At 71.1% G+C, this 20,629-nt stretch carries 18 protein-coding genes; 9 read left to right on the top strand and 9 right to left on the bottom strand.

The features are described from left to right. Nucleotides 1-8: 8 nt before the first annotated feature. Complete coding sequence (gene sepH / locus HWD93_RS14555; RefSeq protein ID WP_070418803.1) at nucleotides 9-1,034, bottom strand: septation protein SepH; 1,026 nt, start codon at nucleotides 1,032-1,034, stop codon at nucleotides 9-11. A 265-nt stretch (nucleotides 1,035-1,299) separates the two neighbouring features. On the opposite strand from sepH, the gene HWD93_RS14550 reads away from it, so the two are divergent. Next, the gene (locus tag HWD93_RS14550) at nucleotides 1,300-1,599 is read left to right on the top strand and encodes a DUF4193 domain-containing protein (protein ID WP_031263038.1); all 300 of its coding nucleotides are present in this window, start codon (nucleotides 1,300-1,302) and stop codon (nucleotides 1,597-1,599) included. Between the two features lie 139 nt (nucleotides 1,600-1,738). Here the strand turns inward: HWD93_RS14550 and HWD93_RS14545 are convergent, their stop codons facing one another. Beyond that, nucleotides 1,739-2,170 (bottom strand): DUF3093 domain-containing protein, encoded by a 432-nt coding sequence (locus tag HWD93_RS14545; protein WP_261647206.1) that lies wholly within the window; start codon nucleotides 2,168-2,170, stop codon nucleotides 1,739-1,741. 65 nt (nucleotides 2,171-2,235) lie between these two features. Between HWD93_RS14545 and dut the strand changes: the two genes are divergently transcribed. From dut to dxs, 5 genes are all read left to right on the top strand, one after another. Next, nucleotides 2,236-2,727: a dUTP diphosphatase gene (dut, locus tag HWD93_RS14540; protein ID WP_070418805.1), complete on the top strand. Its 492-nt coding sequence runs from the start codon at nucleotides 2,236-2,238 to the stop codon at nucleotides 2,725-2,727. Beyond that, nucleotides 2,724-3,446 carry a DUF3710 domain-containing protein gene (locus HWD93_RS14535; protein ID WP_261647205.1) on the top strand — a complete coding sequence of 241 codons (723 nt, stop codon included), beginning with the start codon at nucleotides 2,724-2,726 and terminating at the stop codon, nucleotides 3,444-3,446. Before dut ends, HWD93_RS14535 begins: the two co-directional genes overlap by 4 nt. Nucleotides 3,447-3,471: 25 nt before the next feature. Next, on the top strand, nucleotides 3,472-4,224 hold the full coding sequence (locus HWD93_RS14530; protein ID WP_261647204.1) for a DUF3159 domain-containing protein: 753 nt from the start codon (nucleotides 3,472-3,474) through the stop codon (nucleotides 4,222-4,224). Between the two features lie 129 nt (nucleotides 4,225-4,353). Continuing rightward, nucleotides 4,354-7,170, top strand: a complete 2,817-nt coding sequence (gene acnA / locus HWD93_RS14525) for an aconitate hydratase AcnA (protein WP_071302914.1) — start codon at nucleotides 4,354-4,356, stop codon at nucleotides 7,168-7,170. Between the two features lie 109 nt (nucleotides 7,171-7,279). Next, nucleotides 7,280-9,226: a 1-deoxy-D-xylulose-5-phosphate synthase gene (dxs, locus tag HWD93_RS14520; RefSeq protein ID WP_071302915.1), complete on the top strand. Its 1,947-nt coding sequence runs from the start codon at nucleotides 7,280-7,282 to the stop codon at nucleotides 9,224-9,226. Nucleotides 9,227-9,366: 140 nt separating this feature from the next. Here dxs and HWD93_RS14515 read toward each other — a convergent pair whose 3' ends face one another. From HWD93_RS14515 to HWD93_RS14495, 5 genes are all read right to left on the bottom strand, one after another. Continuing rightward, complete coding sequence (locus HWD93_RS14515; RefSeq protein WP_261647203.1) at nucleotides 9,367-9,723, bottom strand: hypothetical protein; 357 nt, start codon at nucleotides 9,721-9,723, stop codon at nucleotides 9,367-9,369. Between the two features lie 94 nt (nucleotides 9,724-9,817). Further along, a complete protein-coding gene (locus HWD93_RS14510) occupies nucleotides 9,818-11,956 on the bottom strand; it encodes a 3-hydroxyacyl-CoA dehydrogenase NAD-binding domain-containing protein (protein ID WP_261647208.1) in 2,139 nt (712 codons plus the stop codon). Between the two features lie 2 nt (nucleotides 11,957-11,958). Further along, nucleotides 11,959-13,170: a thiolase family protein gene (locus HWD93_RS14505; RefSeq protein WP_070418811.1), complete on the bottom strand. Its 1,212-nt coding sequence runs from the start codon at nucleotides 13,168-13,170 to the stop codon at nucleotides 11,959-11,961. 126 nt (nucleotides 13,171-13,296) lie between these two features. Beyond that, nucleotides 13,297-14,607 (bottom strand): HRDC domain-containing protein, encoded by a 1,311-nt coding sequence (locus HWD93_RS14500; protein ID WP_374115174.1) that lies wholly within the window; start codon nucleotides 14,605-14,607, stop codon nucleotides 13,297-13,299. Then, nucleotides 14,600-15,184: a DUF3000 domain-containing protein gene (locus HWD93_RS14495; protein WP_070418813.1), complete on the bottom strand. Its 585-nt coding sequence runs from the start codon at nucleotides 15,182-15,184 to the stop codon at nucleotides 14,600-14,602. The genes HWD93_RS14500 and HWD93_RS14495 overlap by 8 nt, the downstream gene beginning before the upstream one ends. A 23-nt stretch (nucleotides 15,185-15,207) precedes the next feature. Between HWD93_RS14495 and HWD93_RS14490 the strand changes: the two genes are divergently transcribed. Continuing rightward, on the top strand, nucleotides 15,208-16,431 hold the full coding sequence (locus tag HWD93_RS14490; RefSeq protein WP_261647202.1) for a lysophospholipase: 1,224 nt from the start codon (nucleotides 15,208-15,210) through the stop codon (nucleotides 16,429-16,431). 71 nt (nucleotides 16,432-16,502) lie between these two features. On the opposite strand, the gene HWD93_RS14485 is transcribed toward HWD93_RS14490, so the two are convergent. Next, complete coding sequence (locus HWD93_RS14485) at nucleotides 16,503-16,955, bottom strand: SufE family protein (protein WP_071295259.1); 453 nt, start codon at nucleotides 16,953-16,955, stop codon at nucleotides 16,503-16,505. Further along, a complete protein-coding gene (locus HWD93_RS14480; RefSeq protein ID WP_071295260.1) occupies nucleotides 16,952-17,857 on the bottom strand; it encodes a sulfurtransferase in 906 nt (301 codons plus the stop codon). The genes HWD93_RS14485 and HWD93_RS14480 overlap by 4 nt, the downstream gene beginning before the upstream one ends. Before the next feature lie 113 nt (nucleotides 17,858-17,970). Between HWD93_RS14480 and zapE the strand changes: the two genes are divergently transcribed. Together zapE and HWD93_RS14470 are read left to right on the top strand one after the other, a co-directional pair. Further along, nucleotides 17,971-19,014: a cell division protein ZapE gene (gene zapE / locus HWD93_RS14475; protein WP_374115173.1), complete on the top strand. Its 1,044-nt coding sequence runs from the start codon at nucleotides 17,971-17,973 to the stop codon at nucleotides 19,012-19,014. Nucleotides 19,015-19,286: 272 nt separating this feature from the next. Beyond that, nucleotides 19,287-20,561 (top strand): ammonium transporter, encoded by a 1,275-nt coding sequence (locus HWD93_RS14470; protein WP_070418818.1) that lies wholly within the window; start codon nucleotides 19,287-19,289, stop codon nucleotides 20,559-20,561. Nucleotides 20,562-20,629: the final 68 nt, after the last annotated feature.

Genomic DNA, 20,629 nt, shown 5'->3' with positions numbered 1-20,629 from the left:
CCCGGGGATCAGGCCGGGTCGTCGTCCGGCCGGGTCCCGAAGACGATCTCGTCCCAGCTCGGCATCGACCGTCGGTTCCGCTTCTTGCGGTCCTGCCGCCCGGCCTCGGCCTCGGGGGCGGAGGTGGGTCGGGCGTCCGGCTGCGGCGCGGTGTCCGACGAGTCCTCGAACCCCTGCAGCGGGATGTCGACGACGCTGATCGAGGTCCGTCGTCCGTCGTCCTGCGGCTGTTCGCCGAAGGCCGCGGCCTCGCGCTCGCCACGACGGCGGCGGAGCGCCTCGAGCAGGTCGGCGGTCTCGTTGCCCGGGGCGCGTTCCTCGACGGCGGCTCCGATGCGGGGGAGCGGCGCGCGGAGCGGACGCTCCTGCACCTCGGGGTTCGTGACGTCCTCGTCGGGTTCGTCGACCCGGAACGCGCCGGAGTCGAACCGCGTCCCGTCGGTGTCCTGGTGGTCGTTCTCGACCGCACGGAGGCGCGGCGCGATGCCCTCGTCCTCGGTGTGCGAGAGCCGGTGCGCGTCGCCGTTGTCCGGCGTCAGCGTCGACGTCTTCGGGTCGAAGCGCCACTGGGCGTCGTGCTCGACCTCGGCGGCGGTGTAGTGCACGCGGACCTGCCAGCCGCTCTCGACGTGCTTCCACGACGCCCAGGCGATCCCGCTGGCCTCGCCCGCCTCGAGCTTGGCGGTGATCGCCTCGCCGAAGGTGTCGGGCGACTCGTCGTCGACCGGGGTGACCGGCACGCGGTGCGCGGCGTCGAGGATGAAGGCACGCTCGGCGAGGACGGGGCCCTCGAAGCGCCGCACGTACTCGACGTCGACGTCGAGCGCCAGGGCGACCTCGGCTGCGTCGGCACCGCCGCGGATCCGCGCCTGCACGTCCTTGGGGGACACGCGCTTGTGCGGACCGGACTCGGGGTTCGCCTGCCGGACCTGACCGGGCAGCGACGAGGTGACGGGCAGTCGGAACTCGGTCCCGCCGTCGGTCGCGAGCAGGAGTGCCCCGGACTCCACCCCGATGACTCTCACGTCTTGCATGGTTCCGCCTTCCGAGCGTCGCGTACGGTCGTGCCTCGTACCCCGTGAGTATGCAGCCGTCCGGACCCGATCCCGCGGAGGCGCACGGGCGTGCCGTGGACTCCCGTGCGAGCGTTTCCGGACAGCGGGAATGGACGGGCGGGCACACGGGTTGCAGCGCCAGAACGACCCGCCGGAGACTTCGGTTTGCGCTCTGGCGAGACGTGGTGCAAACTGTCGCCGCCGATCACCGGCGACGACCTCTCGATACGAGAAATGGATGGGCATGGCCACCGATTACGACGCCCCCCGGAAGACCGACGACAACTCCGACTCGGAGTCGATCGAGGCCCTCAAGGAGCGCGTTCCCGACAAGATGTCGGGGGTCGTCGACGATGATTCCGACAACCCCGGCAGCTTCGAGCTCGCCGGACAGGACCTCAGCGACGTCGACCTCGACGTCGTCGTGCTCCCGCCCCAGGTCGACGAGTTCACCTGCGTCGAGTGCTTCCTCGTGAAGCACCGCTCGCAGCTCGACCACGAGTCGAAGCTCGGCCCGGTCTGCGCGGAGTGCGCGGCGCTCTAGGGAACGCACGAAACCAGAACGGCCCGTCACCGCGAGGTGACGGGCCGTTCTGCATGCGCTGGGCGTTCGGACGCGCGCCCTGCCGGACAGGAGGCGCGGGGCGGGCCCGCACCGCGCCTCCTGGATCGCAGGTGGGGACTCAGGACCGCAGGGCGGCGACGACGGCCGACGGGTTGCGGACGCTGACCAGCCAGTAGGGCGTCGGGTCCGCGGGGTCCTGCACCTCGACCTTGACGACCCCGCGCACGTAGCCGCGGAAGAGCGTCCAGGCGCGGGCGTCGAGCTTCGGCCCGCGTTGCGTGGTGGCCTCGGCGCCCTCGTAGCCCTCGACCTCGCCCACGAGCGTCCGCGGGAGGTGCGCCCGACCGGCGCGGAACTCGGTCTCCGTGACCTCGATGGTCGGAGCCAGCACCCAGAGCAGCACGAGCACGCCGAGGTACATGCCGACCGCCACGAGGACGCCGGCGAGCACGCTGATCGGCAGGAACACGAGGAGGCTGGCGGGGATGACGAGCGCCGTCGCCAGGTAGAGGACGGGCGGAGCCCACAGTCGTTCGCGGTACAGGGTCACGACACCATTCGACCACGAGTCCGGGCAGGTCACGGAACGGTCACGGTCTGCACTACCCTCGACACGTGACCGAACCAGTCGACGTGCTCTGGACCGGGGAGAACGCTCCCGGATACGCCCACCCCGGTGACGCCGGTGCGGACCTCGTCTCGACCGAGGCGTTCGTCCTGCAGCCCGGCGAGCGTCGGCTCGTGGGCACGGGCCTGAAGATCGCGCTGCCGGACGGGTACGCCGCGTTCGTGGTCCCGCGCAGCGGTCTCGCCGCGAAGCACGGCATCACGATCGTGAACGCGCCCGGCACCGTCGACGCCGGGTACCGCGGCGAGATCAAGGTCGCGCTGCTCAACACCGACCAGGCCGCCGCGCACGAGGTGCACGTCGGCGACCGCATCGCCCAGATGATCGTCATGCCGGTCCCGCGCGTGTCGTTCACCCGCGTCGACGAGCTGCCCGACAGTGTCCGCGGCCAGGGCGGGTTCGGCTCGTCGGGCTACGGTGACCGGAGCGGTGCCGTCAGCGGCGCCGCGGACAACGCTCAGGAAGGAACGCGCGCATGAAGTTCGGCCGACGCAAGCGTGACGAGGTCGAGGTGGCGGACGCCGTCGCCGACGAGGTCGAGTTGGCCGAGACGACGCCGGAGGTCGACATCGCGATCGACGCCGACGCCGACCTCGACGAGGTGGACGCCGTCGCGCCGACCGACAAGTCCGCGCCCGAGGACCGTGCCGAGAGCGGCCCGCACGACGAGACCGAGGCGAACCTGGTCCGTCCGTACGTCGACCTCGGCGGTGTGAAGGTCCTCCCGCGCGAGGGGCTCCACCTGCGGCTCGAAGTGGAGGAGGGCTCGCAGCGCGTCGTCGCGGTCGGGCTCGACTACGACGAGTCCACGCTGCAGGTGCAGCCGTTCGCCGCACCGCGCTCCACCGGGCTCTGGCACGAGATCCGCGCCCAGATCGCCGAGCAGATCGAGCGCCAGGGCGGCATCGTGTCCGAGGTCGACGGTCCGTTCGGCCCCGAGCTCCGCGCCCAGGTCCCGGTCGTCTCCGACGGCACGGGCGTCACCGACGGGGCCCGCCCCGCGCGGTTCATCGGCGTCGACGGCCCGCGCTGGTTCCTGCGCGGCGTGATCGCCGGCAAGGCCGCCGAGCAGCCCGACGACGCGGCCGAGATCGAGGACCTGTTCCGCAGCGTCGTCGTGGTCCGCGGGACCACCCCGATGCCGCCGCGCGACCTCATCCCGCTGCACATGCCGAAGTCGACGCAGTCGGCCATCTGACCGGCGACCCGAACCAGGAGGCACGGTGCCGGACCACGACGACACCACCCGTCCCGACGCGGACGCGCCCGACGCGCTGCCCTCGTTCAGCGACCAGATGCGTGCCGCCGTCGCCAACACCGGGCTCGGCAAGGTCGCGCCGGGCGAGGCGCCGTCGGGGCACGCCCTCGTCGCGGCCATCGGCGGCGTGCGCGGCCTGGTCGAGTCCGTCCTGCCCGGGCTCGCGTTCCTGGTGGTCTACGCGATCACGAAGGAGGTCGTCCCGAGCGTCCTGATCCCGGTCGCGATCGGCGTCGTGTTCGTGGTGCTCCGCCTGCTGCAGCGCCAGTCGCTCGTGATGAGCCTCGCGGGGATCCTCGGCGTGGCGATCTCCGCCGGCCTCGCGCTCATCACCGGGCGGGCCGAGAGCAACTTCATCCCTGGGATCGTCATCAACGCCGTATGGCTCGTCGGGCTGCTCGTGACGCTGGCCATCCGGCAGCCGCTCATCGGCCTGGTCGTCGGGTTCCTGCTCCCGCCGAACGAGGACGGCACCCCGCAGGACTGGCGTCGCGACCCGGCGAAGCGCCGTGTTCTGACCGTTGCCACCTGGCTCTGGGTCGGACTCTTCGCGATCCGGCTCCTCATCGAGGTGCCGCTGTACCTGACCGCCCAGGTGGAACTGCTCGCCGGCATCAAGCTCATCACGGGCGTCCCGCTCTACGCCGCCCTTCTTTGGGTGACCTGGCTGCTCGTCCGGACGGTGTTCAAGCGCGAGGGTGACGCCACCCGGGTGTAGAGTTGTCTCGACATCGAGATAATTCCCCGCGGCCCTTCCCGGGCTGGCGGGTTTAGGTTTGCCTTGCTGGTGGGACGCCTCGCGCCCCGCTTGGATGGGGGCACACCGATCAACCAGGGAGGCGGCACAGTGGCTGCAGTCAACAGCTTCGGCTCGAAGGACACGCTGTCGGTTGGGGGTGTCGACTACGCGATCCACCGGATCGACACGGTGCCCGGGCACGAGAAGCTCCCGTACAGCCTGAAGGTGCTGCTCGAGAACCTCCTCCGCACCGAGGACGGCAAGAACGTCACCGAGGACCAGATCCGCGCCCTCGGGTCGTGGCAGCCCGACGCCGAGCCGGACACCGAGATCCAGTTCTCGCCGGCCCGCGTGGTCATGCAGGACTTCACCGGCGTCCCGTGCATCGTCGACCTCGCCACCATGCGCGAGGCGATGGCCGAGATCGGCGGCGACCCGAACAAGATCAACCCGCTGTCGCCGGCCGAGATGGTCATCGACCACTCCGTCATCGCCGACCTCTTCGGTCGCGAGGACGCACTCCAGCGCAACACCGACCTCGAGTACGAGCGGAACGGTGAGCGCTACCAGTTCCTCCGCTGGGGCCAGACCGCGTTCGAGGACTTCAAGGTCGTCCCGCCCGGAACCGGCATCGTGCACCAGGTCAACATCGAGTACCTGGCGAAGGTCACCTACACGCGTGACTTCGACGGCGAGACCTACGCCTACCCGGACACCCTCGTCGGCACCGACTCGCACACCACGATGGTGAACGGGCTCGGCGTGCTCGGCTGGGGCGTCGGCGGCATCGAGGCCGAGGCGGCGATGCTCGGGCAGCCGGTGTCGATGCTCATCCCGAAGGTCGTCGGCTTCAAGCTGTCCGGGTCGATCCCGGCCGGCGTGACCGCGACCGACGTGGTGCTCACCATCACGCAGGAGCTCCGCAAGCACGGCGTCGTCGGCAAGTTCGTCGAGTTCTACGGCGAGGGCGTCGGCGAGGTCCCGCTCGCGAACCGCGCCACCATCGGCAACATGTCGCCGGAGTTCGGCTCCACGGCGGCGATGTTCCCGGTCGACGACGTGACGCTCGACTACCTCCGCCTCACCGGCCGCTCCGAGGACCAGATCGCGCTCGTCGAGGCCTACGCCAAGACCCAGGGCCTCTGGCACGACGCTGCGGTCGAGCCGAACTACTCGGAGTACATGGAGCTCGACCTCTCGACGGTCGTCCCGTCGATCTCCGGCCCGAAGCGCCCCCAGGACCGCATCGAGCTCTCGAAGGCGAAGACCCAGTTCGAGGTCGACCTCGGCAACTACACGACGCCGAGCGAGCAGACCGACCTCGACGACGCGGTGGAGGAGACCTTCCCCGCCTCCGACCCGATCGCCGCCGGTTCCACGAACGAGGACACCGCGCTGCACGAGCACGTCTACGTCTCGAGCGCCCCGTCGACGGCCTCGCAGCCGACGAAGGTCGCGATGGACGGGGCCGACCCGTTCACGATCGACCACGGTGCCGTCGCGATCGCCGCGATCACGTCGTGCACGAACACGTCGAACCCGTCGGTCATGATGGCCGCCGGCATCCTTGCCCGGAACGCCGCGAAGAAGGGCCTTACCGCGAAGCCGTGGGTCAAGACCACGCTCGCGCCGGGGTCGAAGGTGGTCACGGACTACTACGAGAAGGCCGGTCTCACGACCTACCTCGAGCAGCTCGGCTTCTACACGGTCGGCTACGGCTGCACCACCTGCATCGGCAACTCGGGCCCGCTGCCGGAGGAGATCTCGCAGGCCGTGCAGGACAACGACCTCGCCGTCACCGCGGTGCTCTCGGGCAACCGCAACTTCGAGGGGCGCATCAACCCCGACGTGAAGATGAACTACCTGGCCTCCCCGCCGCTGGTCATCGCGTACGCCCTCGCCGGGTCGATGCACTTCGACTTCGACAAGGACGCCCTCGGGCAGGACCAGGACGGCAAGGACGTCTTCCTGCAGGACATCTGGCCCGACGCGGTCGAGGTCCAGCAGGTCATCGACGCGTCGATCGACACCGAGATGTTCACCCACGAGTACGGCTCCGTGTTCGAGGGCGACGACCGCTGGAAGAACCTGCCGACCCCGACGGGCGACACGTTCGAGTGGGACACCGAGTCGACCTACGTGCGGAAGCCCCCGTACTTCGAGGGCATGACCATGCAGCCCGACGCGGTGTCGGACATCTCCGGCGCCCGGGTGCTCGCGAAGCTCGGCGACTCGGTCACGACCGACCACATCTCGCCGGCCGGGTCGATCAAGGCCGACAGCCCGGCGGGCAAGTACCTCGCCGAGCACGGCGTCGACCGCAAGGACTTCAACTCCTACGGCTCGCGTCGCGGCAACCACGAGGTCATGATCCGCGGCACGTTCGCGAACATCCGCCTCCGCAACCAGCTCCTCGACGGCGTGGAGGGCGGCTACACCCGCGACTTCACGACGCCGGACGGTGCGCAGTCGTTCATCTACGACGCATCGCAGCACTACCAGGAGCAGGGCATCCCGCTCGTCATCTTCGGTGGCAAGGAGTACGGCTCCGGTTCGTCCCGCGACTGGGCGGCGAAGGGCACGAACCTGCTCGGCGTCCGCGCGGTCATCACCGAGAGCTTCGAGCGCATCCACCGCTCGAACCTCATCGGCATGGGCGTCGTGCCGCTGCAGTTCCCCGCCGGCGAGTCGGTCGAGTCCCTCGGGCTCGACGGCACCGAGGTCGTCTCGATCTCCGGCCTGACCGAGCTGAACGAGGGCCGTACGCCCAAGACGGTGCACGTCACGGCTGCGCCGAGCGAGCACTCGCCCGCCGGCAAGGAGACGATCGAGTTCGACGCGGTCGTCCGCATCGACACCCCGGGTGAGGCGGACTACTACCGCAACGGCGGCATCCTGCAGTACGTGCTGCGGTCGCTCGTCTGACGCACCCGTCCGACGGACAGGAGGCGCGGTGCCAGCTGGCACCGCGCCTCCCGTCCGTTGTCGGGTCACGCGCATAGAGTGGGCCGACAGCCCCACGAAAGGAGCGCCCGTGAGTCTGCTCTCGAGCATCACGTCGCCGCGCGACCTGAAGCGTCTCTCCGACGCGCAGATGACGGACCTCGGCGCCGAGATCCGACGCTTCCTCGTCGCCGAGGTCGCGAAGACCGGCGGCCACCTCGGTCCGAACCTCGGCGTCGTCGAGCTCACGCTGGCGATGCACCGGGTGTTCGACTCGCCGCACGACCCGTTCGTCTTCGACACCGGGCACCAGTCGTACGTGCACAAGCTCGTCACCGGGCGGCAGGACTTCTCGCGGCTGCGCGAGCGGGGCGGCCTCGCCGGGTACCCGCAGCGGAGCGAGTCGGAGCACGACATCGTGGAGTCCTCGCACGCGTCCTCGTCGCTGTCCTGGGCGGACGGCATCTCCCGCGCCTTCGTGCAGACCGGCCAGGCCGACCGGACCGTGGTCGCGGTCGTCGGCGACGGTGCGCTCACCGGCGGGATGACGTGGGAGGCCCTCAACAACATCTCCGACGGCAACGACCGTCGACTCGTCATCGTCGTCAACGACAACGGGCGCTCGTACGCGCCGACCATCGGTGGCATGGCGCGGTTCCTCAGCTCGGTGCGCACGCGCCGCGAGTACCGGGCGCTGTTCGAGAAGTCCCAAGCCGCGGCGGCGCGGTTCGGTGCACCCGGGCGGGCGCTCTACCGCGGGATGCGCGGCGGGCTGCACGGGTTCCTCTCGCGGTTCACGAACAACGAGGCGCTCTACTCGAACCTCGACATCAAGTACATCGGGCCGGTGAACGGGCACGACCAGCGGGCGATGGAGGCCGCACTCCGCCAGGCGAAGGCGTACGGCGCGCCGACGATCGTGCACGCCATCACCGAGAAGGGGCACGGGTTCGAGCCCGCGCTGCGCGACCAGGCCGACCAGTTCCACGCGGTCGGGCACATCGACCCGGAGACCGGGGAGTCGCTCGACGTGTCGTCGGGGCCGTCGTGGACCTCGGTGTTCGCCTCGACGCTGGCGGAGGTCGGCGCGTCGGACGAGAAGATCGTGGCGATCACCGCTGCGATGCTCCGCCCGACCGGGCTGCACCTCTTCCAGGAACAGCACCCCTCGCGCGTGATCGACGTCGGGATCGCCGAGCAGCACGCCGTGACGACCGCGGCCGGACTCGCGTTCGGCGGCCTGCACCCCGTCGTGGCGCTGTACGCGACGTTCCTGAACCGGGCGTTCGACCAGGTGCTCATGGACGTCGCGCTGCACCGGGCCGGCGTCACCTTCGTGCTCGACCGCGCGGGCATCACCGGGCCGGACGGGCCGTCGCACCACGGCATGTGGGACCTCGCGTTGCTGCAGGTCGTGCCCGGGATCCGGATCGCCGCACCCCGTGACGCCGCGACCCTGCGTGAGGAGTTCCGCGAGGCCGTCGCCGTCGACGACGCACCCACCGTGCTGCGCTGGTCGAAGGGACAGGTCGGGCCGGACATCGTCGCGGAGCGTCGACTCCGGGACGGGGTGGACGTGCTGCGGTCGCCGTCGTCCGACCAGGAGCCCGACGTCCTGTTCGTCGCCGTGGGCTCGATGGTGCCGGTGGCGCTCGACGCGGCGGCGCTGCTCGAGTCCCAGGGCATCGGCGTGACGGTCGTCGACCCGCGGTGGGTGGTGCCGATCCCCGCGTCGCTCATCGACCTGTCGCGTGACCACCGGCTCGTGATCACGCTCGAGGACGGGGTGCGGGTCGGTGGCGTCGGGACGCGGCTGCGGCAGGACCTGCGCGCTGCGGGTGTCGACACCGGGGTGAACGAGCTCGGGCTGCCGGACGCGTTCATCGACCACGCGTCGCGGTCCCAGATCCTCGAGGACGTGGGGCTGACCGCGCAGGCGATCGCCCGGGACGTCATCGACCAGGTCGTCGGGACGAAGCTGCCGCAGGCGAAGCCGGCGCGGGCGGCGTCGCGCTCCCGGGAGTCCGCCGACCGCTGAGCGGCGCGGGCGGGGCGCGCCGGTCGTGGCCCCGCCGGCGGCGGGTCGAACCACGAATGCGACGTCGAACCGGGCGGATCGACGAGTTCGATGTCGGATCCGTGGTTCGATCCGAAGCCCGGCGGCACGGGCGCGCGGGGTCAGTGCGGCGCGGGCGGCCCGGCGGCGGCGGACACGAGCTCGCGCAGGATCGCGCGGGCCATCGGCGTCACCCAGAGGACCTGGCCGTACGACAGGCCGTCGCGGCCCTCGCGGATGATCTCCACGCGCGAGGACGTCGGCCCCTCGCGCGCGAACGTCATGACGATGTTCTCGGCGCGGACGGCGAACGAGGTCCGGCGGACGATGACGGCCCCGTCCGGACGGATCTCCATCGCCGCTGCTCCCGGGACGGCGTGCACGGCGCGGTCGAGCAGCTCCGGGACCTCGTCGAGCGGCACGGGCACGACGACGCTGGGGTGCCCGGTCGTCCTCGGTGCCCACCACTCCTGTGCCATGGTTCGACCGTACGCCGCACAACGAAAGTCACCCCGAACCACGGATCGCCGCGGTTCGGGGTGACTTCGGTTGTGCGGAGCCGAGCGGCCGCAGCTAGCGCGAGGCCGGCCCGACGATCAGCGGCTCGTGGAACGCCCCGCCGAAGACCCGCTCGGACGCACCGGAGCGGTCGAGGTACGGGCTGATGCCACCGGCCTGGAACGGGTAGCCCGCGCCGAGGATGAGCCCGAGGTCGATCTCCTCGACGTGCTGGACGACCTCGTCCTCGAGCATGCGGTGCAGCTCGTCGGCGAGGGCGTCCTCGAAGCGGCGCTGCATCTCGGCAGCGTCGACCGGCCTCGCGTCCTTCTTCGACGGTGCGACGAGCTTCACGGCAGCGGGGTCGTACCCGGTCGCGGTGCCCTTCTTGTCGCGGGTCAGGATGTGCCCGAACTCGGCGATCTTCTTCAGGCCGTCACCCGGGTAGAAGCGCTCCGGCCAGGCGGCGTGGTGCGAGTCGAGCACGTGCGCACCGACCGGCAGGCCGACGAGCTCGAGCAGCTCGAACGGCGACATCGGCAGGCCGAGCGGCGCAGCGCCCTGGGCGACGACGTCGAACGACGTGCCCTCCTCGACGCCGCGCATCGCCTCGCCGAGGACCCGGGCGAGCACCCGGTTCACGACGAAGCCCGGCTGGTCGGCCGTGATGATCGCGGTCTTCTTGAGCGTCTTCGCGACGGCGAGGGCCGTGGCGAGGGTCTCGTCGGAGGTCGAGGCGGTGCGCACGACCTCGAGCAGCGGCATCACGGCGACGGGGTTGAAGAAGTGGAACCCGACGAGTCGCGACGGGTCGGACAGCACGGACCCCATCTCGGACACCGACAGCGACGAGGTGTTCGTGGCGAGGATCGCGTCCGGAGCGATGACCTGCTCGATCTTCCGGAAGACCTCCTGCTTGACGCTCATCTCCTCGAAGACGGCCTCGATGACCCAGTCGGCGTCCGCGAAGGCGTCGTAGGACACCGACCCGGACACGAGCGCCTTGATGCGGTTCGCGTCGTCGGGGGAGACCCGGCCCTTGTCGAGGAGCTTGTCCACCTCGCCGCGGATGCGCTCCACGCCGGCGTCGACGCGGGACTGGTCGACGTCGGTGATGACGACCGGGACGCCGAGGCGTCGGGCGAAGAGCAGCGCGAACTGGGACGCCATCAGGCCGGCGCCCAGGACGCCGACCTTCGTGACGGGGCGCGGCGAGACGTCCGCGGGGGCGCCCACCGGCTTCTTCGCACGCTTCTGCACGAGGTCGAACGCGTACATCGACGCGGCGAACTGATCGCCCGAGATGAGGTCGGCCAAGGCGTCGTCCTCGTCGGCGAACCGTTCGTCGAGCGAGCCGGACTTCGCCGCGGCGACGAGGTCGAGCGCCCGGAACGGCGACTTCGGGACCGTGCCGATCTTCGATGCGACCTGGCTGCGGGCGACCTTCACGACGGTGCCCCACGCGGCCTTCTCGATCATGCCGGGCTCGTTCTTCCGCACGACCTTGGTGCGACCGGACACGACGCCGTCGATCCACGCCACCGCGGAGGGCAGGAAGGTGACCGAGGGGATGAGCGCGTCGCCGATGCCGAGCTCGACCGCGGCCGGACCGTCCATCAGGCGGTTGTTCTTGAGCGGGTTCTCGACGATGACGCGGAGCGCCTTCTCGGGGCCGATCAGGCGGGGGAGCAGCGTTGCGCCGCCCCACCCGGGGATGATGCCGAGGAAGACCTCGGGGAGCCCGATGCCCTGCGCGGCCGACGAGAACGCCCGGTACGTGCAGTGCAGCCCGATCTCGAGGCCACCGCCGAGCGCGATCCCGTTGATGAGCGCGAAGGAGGGGACGCCGAGGTCGGAGAGCTTCCGGAGCGTCGCGTGTCCGAGGGCGGCCAGGTCGTGGGCGACGTCCCGCGACGGCACCGAGGCAGCCTGCGAGAGGTCGGCACCGGCGGCGAAGCAGTACTCCTTGCCGGTGATCGCAACGGCCTCGATCGTCCCGGCGGACGCTTCGGTCCGCAGGGTGTCGAGGACCCCGGAGAGCTCGTGCAGCGTGCGCGGCCCGAGGGTCGACGGTCGCTTGTAGTCCTTGCCGTTGTCGAGCGTGATGAGCGCGAGCGTGCCACCGGACGGCAGCGCGACGTGCTTCAGGTACGAGTGGGTGACCACCTCGTCCTCGCTGAGGGCGAGGAGCTGGTCGTTGTCGACGATGGTCATGGTCACGCCGCCTTCCGTGCCGCGGACTTGCTGAAGTTCGGGTTCTCCCAGATGACGGTGCCGCCCTGGCCGAGCCCGATGCACATCGTCGTGATGCCGTACCGGACGTCCGGACGCTCGGCGAACTGAGCTGCGAGCTGGGTCATCAGGCGGACGCCGCTCGAGGCGAGCGGGTGCCCGACGGCGATCGCGCCGCCCCAGGCGTTCACGTTCGTCGAGTCCTGGGCGATCCCGTAGTTGTCGAGGAAGGCGAGCACCTGGACGGCGAACGCCTCGTTGATCTCGAACAGCCCGATGTCGTCGATCGACAGCCCGGCCTTCGCCAGCGCCTTGTCGGTCGCGGGCACCGGTCCGATGCCCATCACCTCGGGGTCGACGCCCGCGAAGGCGAACGAGACCATGCGCATCTTCGTCGGCAGCCCGTGCTGCTTCGCCGCGTCGGCCGAGGCGAGCAGGCTCATGGTGGCGCCGTCGTTCAGGCCTGCCGCGTTGCCGGCGGTGATGCGTCCGTGCGAGCGGAACGGCGTCTTCAGCGCTGCCAGGGCCTCGAGCGTGGTGCCGGGGCGGGGCGGCTCGTCACTGGAGACGATGTCCCAGCCCTCGCCGGTGTTCACCTCGACCGGCACCAGGTCCGGCTGGAGCTTGCCCGCGGCCCACGCGGCGGCGTAGCGCTGCTGGGACTGGACGGCGTAGGCGTCCGTGCGGTCCTTGGTGATCGCGGGGAAGCGGTCGTGCAGGCGCTCGGCGGTCTTGCCCATCACGAGTGCGTCGCCGTTGACCATGCGCTCGGCGATGAAGCGCGGGTTCGGGTCGGAGTTGAAGCCCATCGGGTGGCGCCCCATGTGCTCGACACCGCCGGCGATGGCGACGTCGGCCGCGCCGAACGCGATGGCGCCGGCGAGGGTGGTCACGCTCGTCATGGCACCGGCGCACATGCGGTCGATCGCGTACCCGGGGACGGTCTTCGGGAGTCCGGCGAGCATGCCGACCGTCCGGCCGAGGGTGAGCCCCTGGTCGCCCTGCTGCGTGGTGGCCGCCACGGCGACGTCGTCCACCGCGGCCCCGTCCAACGAGGCGTTCCGGTCGAGGAGTCCGCGCATCGCGTGCACCGCGAGGTCATCCGCGCGGGTCTTCCAGAACACCCCCTTCTCCCCGGCTCGTCCGAACGGTGTCCGAACTCCGTCGACGAAGACGACGTCTGCTGCCTTTGGCAATCTGGGCCTCCAGATCCTCGTTGATCAGGCTGGGCGCGTCCCGCCCCGCCCGGCCGGGTCCGACCCGGCGTGCACCAGCGACGCTATGCCCCGAGCCTGTGCGGACGCATGCCCGTTGGGGCGTTCCTACGACTCGGTGTTGCTCTCGGCAGCAGGCTCCTGTGCAGCAGCGACAAAGGCGTGCGCGATGATCGACGCCGTCTCCTCGACCTGCCAGGGGCGGGCGTCGTGCGCGGCGAGCACGGCACCGACGGTCTCGGTGGCGATCGGCGTCGGCGGCTCCCACGACACCGTGCGGAGGGTGTCCGGCGTGAGCAGGTTCTCGACGGGCAGGTCGAGCTCCTCGGCGCGCTGCACCACGGCGGCCCGCGCGGCCTTGTACCGGCGGTCGGCTGCCGGGTTGCGGTCGGCCCAGGCCCGGGGCGGCGGCAGCGTGGCCTCGCCGGTGCCGCGGAGCCGGGGGAGGTCCTCGGTCGTGCGGCCCTCGTCGACGGCGGCCCACCAGCGGTCGAGCTCGGACCGGCTGGCACGACCCGTGAAGGCCTTCACCCCGCTCAGCTCACCCTTCGAGGCCGGGTTCGCCGCCGCGGCCGCGACGATCGCCGAGTCCGGGATGGTGCGACCCGGCGCGATGTCGGCTTCGCGGGCGTAGGCGTCGCGTGCCGTCCAGAGCGACCGGGCGATCGCGAGTGCCCTGGAGCCACGGAGGGCGTGCATGCCGGACAGGCGGCGCCACGGCTCGGCCTTCGGCGGCTTCGGTGCCCGTGTCAGGACGGCGGCGAACTCCTCTTCGGCGATGCGGGACTTGCCCGCCTCGTCGAGCTTCGCCGCGAGCGCGTCACGGAGGTCGGGGAGCAGCTCGACGTCGAGTGCCGCGTACACCAACCACGATTGCGGGAGCGGCCGGGTCGACCAGTCCGCGGCGGAGTGGGCCTTCGCGAGCGTGATCCCGAGCAGCTGCTCCACGACGGCACCGAGGCCGACCCGGGGGAACCCGGCGATGCGGGCACCGAGCTCGGTGTCGAAGATGCGGGTCGGGACGAGGCCGACCTCCTGCAGGCAGGGGAGGTCCTGCGACGCGGCGTGGAAGAGCCACTCCTCGTCGACGATCGCGTCCTGGAGCTCGGAGAAGTCGCCGATCGGGATCGGGTCGAAGAGGAACGCGCCGGCACCGCGGCGGAACACCTGGATGAGGTACGCCCGCTGCGAGTACCGGTAGCCGCTCGCGCGCTCGGCGTCGACGGCGACCGGGCCGTGGCCCGCCGCGATGGCGGCGACGGCGTCGAGGTACTCCTCGCGCGAGGCGATCACGTGGACCGCGTCGTGCGACGCCTCGAACGCCGGCGACGCCGCGGACGGAGCAGCCGACGGCGGAACAGCCGGCGACGCCGACGGGACAGCGGGCGACGCCCCGGCCGGAGATGCGGGGTCAGTCACGTGCGAGCCTCCTCGGGGCCAACAGGGTCACGCCGTCCGACGCGGGCGGGAGACCGGCGAGCATCGCCACGATCTCCTCCCACGCCTCGACGTGTGCGGTGAGGTCGTCCCCGCGCGGGGTCCACGAGGCGCGCAGTTCGAGCTGCGCCCCGTCGCCCTGCGCCGCGAGGTCGCCGTAGCCGCGGGAGATGATCTTGGTCGCCGTGCCCGAGGCGTGGTCGTAGGTCGCACCGTGCGCGGCGAGGGCGTCGACCAGCCAGCTCCACGTCACGTCCGCGACGAACTCGTCGACACCGATCTCCGGTTCGAGCGGTGCCTGGGCGAAGGTCACGATGCGGAACGACCCGCCCCAGCCCTCGGGTTCGTCCGGGTCGTGCAGGGCGATGAACCGGCCCGTCCCGAGGTCGGAGTCGATGCCGTGCGCCGCGCCCGAGACGTCCGCCGCCAGGGCGATCGAGAACGGGGCGATGCGCGACGGCGAGGGGATCTCGGTGACGGTCGTCTCGGCGCGCGCGCCGCCGGACGCCACGAACGCACGGAGCCGCGCGAAGGCGTCGGGCTCTCGGGTTTCGGACACGAATGCAGACTAGGCTCCGGACCATGTCCCGATCCGCGCGACCCGCCGAGGACGTCGTCCAGGAGACCGCACGATCGGCCGGGTTCGTCGCCCTGGGAGCGGGCATCGCAGCGGCCGCCGTCACCACCGCGGTGATCGGCGGGTTCGTCGCGGCGGTGGCCCGAGCGGTGGTCACCCCCGACCGCAAGCGCACCGAACGCGTCCCGATCCACGCCGTCGACCCCGTGCGGCGGACGGTGACGCTCGAGCGCACCGCGGACACCGAACTGCAGGGCCGCTACAGCCTCTGGTTCGGCGGCGGGACCGGGCACATGCGCGTCGGCGAGGTCCTAGGCACCACCGACACGACCGTCACCCGCCGCATCATCGCGATCGACGCCGGCGACCCGACCGCGGCCCGCCGGGGTCGGTGGGGCGGCTGGTTCTACCTGACCCCCGGGGAGCTCGACGTCCCGGTCGAGGACATCGACGTCCCCACCCCGAACGGCCCCGCACCCGCCTGGGTGGTCCGCGCCGACGACCCGGACGCGCCGTGGGCCGTCCTCGTGCACGGTCGTGGGGTGACCCGCGCCGAGACGATCCGCGCGGTGCCGGTCTTCCGGGCGGCGGGGTACTCCGTGGTGCTGGCGAGCTGGCGCAACGACGGCGTCGCCCCGCGGAGCGTCGACGGCCGCTACGGCCTCGGCAGCACCGAGTGGGAGGACATCGACGCGGTCCTCCGCTGGCTCGCAGGGCAGGGCGCGTCGAGCGTCGTCCTGATGGGCTGGTCGATGGGCGGCGCGGTCGTGCTGCAGACCCTGCTCCGGTCGGCGTTCGCGGACCTCGTGGACGGTGTCGTGCTCGAGTCGCCCGTGGTCGACTGGCACGCGGTGCTCAAGTCGCAGAGCCAGCTGCTCCGCCTGCCGCGGCCGGTCCGGAAGGTCGCGCAGCGCCTCCTCCGCACCCCGGTCCTGCATCGGCTCACGGGCCTGCGGCAGCCGGTCGACCTGCGGCAGCTCGACATGGTCGCGCGGGCCGACGAGCTGCACGTCCCGATCCTGCTCATGCACAGCGACGACGACGGGTTCGTCCCGTCGTCCGCGTCGCACGCCCTCGCCGAGGCCCGGCCCGACATCGTGCGGCTCGAGGTGCAGACGACCGCCCGGCACACCAAGCTCTGGAACCACGACGCCGACTGGTTCGACGCCCGCATCCTCGCGTGGCTGACCGAGGTGGTCCAGCCCACCAGCGCGACCCACCAGCAGTAGACGCGACCGGCAGACGGACGGGAGGCGCGGTGCCAGCTGGCACCGCGCCTCCCGTCAGTGTGTTGTGACGTCTACGCGACCGCGGCCTGCGCCTGCACCTGCCGCTGCACCCGGCCCAGCATCCCGACCATGCCGCGGATCCGCAGCGGGCTGACCGCCTCGCTCAGCCCGATCGTCAGCGGGTAGTCCGCCGGCACGGCGAGCACCTGCTCGGCGGTCAGGCCGGACAGCCCCTGCGCGAGGATCGACGCGAAGCCCCGCGTGGTCGGTGCCTCGCGCGGCGCCGTGGCGTGCATCCGGACGATGCCGGGCGCGTCGCCGTCGGCACCCACGGTGACCGTGATGAAGACGGGGGACTGGCACTCCTCGACGCGTTCGAGCTCGTCCTCGTGCCCCTGCAGGCGCTCTGGAAGCGCCGGGAGCTCGTTCGAGAACTCGAGGAGCAGCTGCAGGCGGTCCTGCTGGGAGAGTTCGAGGAAGTCGTCGCGGATCTCGGCGAGGGACTGGGGGAGTGCGTCGGTCATCGGTCGGTGATCGTACCCGGTTCGGTGCCGACGGCGATCGGGACGCGGACCGCGCTGCCCCACTCGGTCCACGAGCCGTCGTAGTTGCGGACGTTCTCGTACCCGAGCAGGTGCTGCAGGACGAACCAGGTGTGGCTCGACCGCTCGCCGATGCGGCAGTAGGCGATGACCTCGTCCGCGTCGCCGATGCCGGCGCCGTCGCGGTAGATCGCGTCGAGCTCCTCGCGGGTCTTGAAGGTGCCGTCCGGTGCTGCGGCGGTGGCCCACGGGATGTTCACGGCGGTGGGGACGTGGCCGGCGCGGAGGGCGCCCTCCTCCGGGTAGTCCGGCGCGGTGGTGCGGTCGCCGGCGTACTCCGGGGCGCTGCGGACGTCGATCAGCGGCTTGCCGAGGTGGGCGAGCACGTCGTCCTTGTAGGCGCGGATCTCGGTGTCGATCCGGTCGACGACGGGGTACTCGACCGGCGTGACCACGGTCTGGTCGGTGGTGAGCGCGCGGTCCTCGGCGATCCACTTCGCCCGGCCGCCGTCGAGGAGACGGACGTCCTCGTGGCCGAACAGCGAGAAGACCCAGAGGGCGTAGGCGGCCCACCAGTTGTTCTTGTCGCCGTAGATCACCACGGTGGTCTCGCGGCCGATGCCCTTGCTGCCGAGCAGTTCGGCGAAGGCCTCGCCGTCGATGTAGTCGCGGAGCACCGGGTCGTTGAGGTCGGTGTGCCAGTCGATCTTCACGGCACCGGGGACGTGGCCCGTCTCGTAGAGCAGGACGTCCTCGTCGGACTCGACGACGACCAGGTCCGGGGTGCCGGCGTCCAGGTGCTCCTGCAGCCACTCGGTGGAGACGAGCCGCTCCGGGTGGGCGTAGGCGGTGAACTTCTCGGACGTGTCGACCGGTGCGGTCATGGTGGGCTACCTCCAGGTGGTCATCCGGCACCGGACTAGGATCGGTCGTCGGTGCCTGTGGGCAACGGTACGCGGGCGTGCCGTGCTCCTGACGCAACGTGACACCCCACGACATGCTTCCCGAAGGACTGCCCCGATTGTCAGCGAACACCGCGCCTGAACACCTCGTCGACCGCGACCCGCAGGTGACCCCGCAGCAGATGGCTGCGTCGCTGGTCCCGCCGCCCCAGTTCGAGGACGCGTCGTTCGCCTCCTACCGACCCGACGCGGAGTACCCGTCGCAGGCGGCGGTCCGCGACGCGGTGGAGGCCTTCGTCGCCGCCGGTCCCGCCGACCAGCCTCGCCGGGGGCTGTTCGGTCGCCGGAAGCCCGTGGCGGAGTCGACCGTGAAGTCCGGCGTCTACCTCGACGGCGGGTTCGGCGTCGGGAAGACCCACCTGCTCGCCGCCGCCTACCACGCCGCGACCGGTCGGAAGACGTTCGGCACGTTCATCGAGTACACGGCCCTCGTCGGGGCCCTCGGGTTCCAGGGCACCGTCGACCTGCTGCGCGGGACGGCGCTGGTGTGCATCGACGAGTTCGAGCTCGACGACCCCGGTGACACGATGGTGATGACGCGCCTCATCAAGGAGCTCACCGAGACGGGCACCCGGTTCGCCGCCACCTCGAACACGCCGCCGGGTGCGCTCGGCGAGGGACGGTTCGCTGCGCAGGACTTCCTGCGCGAGATCCAGGCGATGTCCGACCGGTTCGACACCATGCGCATCGACGGGCTCGACTTCCGCCGGCGTGCGGTCGACGAGTCGGCGGGCGTGGTGGCCGACGTCGCCGCGGCACTCCCCGGCGGACACGTCACGCTCGACGACTTCCGGGCGGTGGTCGGGCACCTCGCGTCCGTGCACCCGTCGAAGTACGTCGCGATGGTCGAGGACCTCGACGCCGTCGGCCTCACCGACGTGCAGCCCTTCACCGACCAGACCGATGCACTCCGGTGGGTCGCGCTGGTGGACCGGCTCTACGACGCGCAGGTCCGGATCGTGGCCTCGGGCACCCCGCTCGACCGGGTGTACCCCGAGTCGATGCTCGACGGCGGGTACCGCAAGAAGTACCTGCGTGCGGCGAGCCGCGTCGTGGCGCTGACCCGCGCCGTGGACTGAGCCGCCTGCCGGTCGCGAGGAGCCGGTGCCCCGCTGCGCCGCGCCTCCAGGCCCCGTTCCGCGACGGCTGTCGGACACCGTCCGGACGGACCGGGAGAACTCGTGGCCCCCGTCCAGGGGACTGCCCGGGGGACGAAACACGACGTTTACACACCGGGCCGTCGCGTTACATCCGCGAAACACTTCGTGCTCCCTCGTGAAACTTCGCCTCGCCAGACTCGGTGACACCCGACGCGGACCAAGAGCCGCTGGTGCAATCGAGAGGTGAACAGATGCTTGATCAGGGCAACACGACGTTCGTGTTGGTCATGGCGGCGCTGGTGTTGTTCATGACACCCGGCCTGGCCTTCTTCTACGGCGGTCTGGTGAAGGCCAAGTCCGTCATCAGCATGATGATGATGTCCTTCGGGGCGATCGCGCTCGTGAGCGTCCTCTGGGTCGTCTACGGCTACGCCATCGCCTTCGCGAACCACGGTGACGGCACGGCGGTGTCCGGTGTCGTCGGCTTCTTCAGCATCGACTGGAACCAGATCGGCCTCGGGCAGGCGTTCGAGGAGGCCAAGGCCTCGACGATCAACGCCGCGTACCCCTCGATGGCGTTCGTCGGCTTCCAGGCGACCTTCGCGATCATCACGGTCGCCCTGATCTCCGGTGCGATCGCCGACCGTGCCAAGTTCGGCGCGTGGATGGTCTTCGCCGGCGTCTGGGTCACGGTCGTCTACTTCCCGGTCGCCTCGTGGGTCTTCAACCTCACGTCCGGCTGGGCAGCGACCTGGGGCGTCATCGACTTCGCCGGTGGCACTGCGGTCCACATCAACGCCGGTGCCGCGGGTCTCGCGCTGGCGATCGTCCTCGGCAAGCGCGTCGGCTTCGCCAAGGGTGCGCACAAGCCGCACAACCCGCCCTTCGTGCTCCTCGGTGCCGCGATCCTGTGGTTCGGCTGGTTCGGCTTCAACGCCGGTTCCGAGGGTGCCGCGGACGGCATCGCCGCGATCGCCTGGGTCAACACCCTCGCCGCCCCGGCCGCCGCGATCCTCGGTTGGCTGCTCGTCGAGAAGCTCAAGGACGGCAAGGCCACCTCGATCGGTGCCGCGTCGGGCGCCGTCACCGGCCTCGTCGCCATCACCCCGGCGTGCGCCGCGCTCACCCCGGGCTGGGGCATCCTGCTCGGCTTCCTCGCGGGCATCATCTGCTGCTTCGCGATCGACTGGAAGTACCGTCTCGGCTTCGACGACTCGCTCGACGTCGTCGGCGTGCACCTGGTCGGCGGCATCGTCGGCACGCTGTACCTCGGCTTCTTCGCCAACGACACCGGCCTGATCTACTCGGGCTCGTTCACGCAGCTCGGCAAGCAGGCCGCCGCTGCCGGCGTGGTCGGTCTCTACTCGTTCATCCTCGCCTTCGTCATCGGCTGGATCATCGAGAAGACGATGGGCTTCCGTGTGAAGACCGAGGACGAGGTCGCCGGCATCGACACCGCGGTCCACGGCGAAGAGGGCTACGTCCTCTACGAGGAGCGCGACGAGACCCCGGTCTCCGTCCGGTAGCTCGCTGCCACACCGTCACGACGGGCCCCGCGCACACAGCCGCGGGGCCCGTCGTCGTGTGCGGGGCG

Origin of the sequence: Curtobacterium sp. C2H10, from assembly GCF_025407985.1 — a bacterium.
GTDB lineage: Bacteria > Actinomycetota > Actinomycetes > Actinomycetales > Microbacteriaceae > Curtobacterium.
The sequence above is the reverse complement of the archived record's forward strand: the minus strand, read 5'-3'. Positions and strand labels throughout refer to the sequence as shown.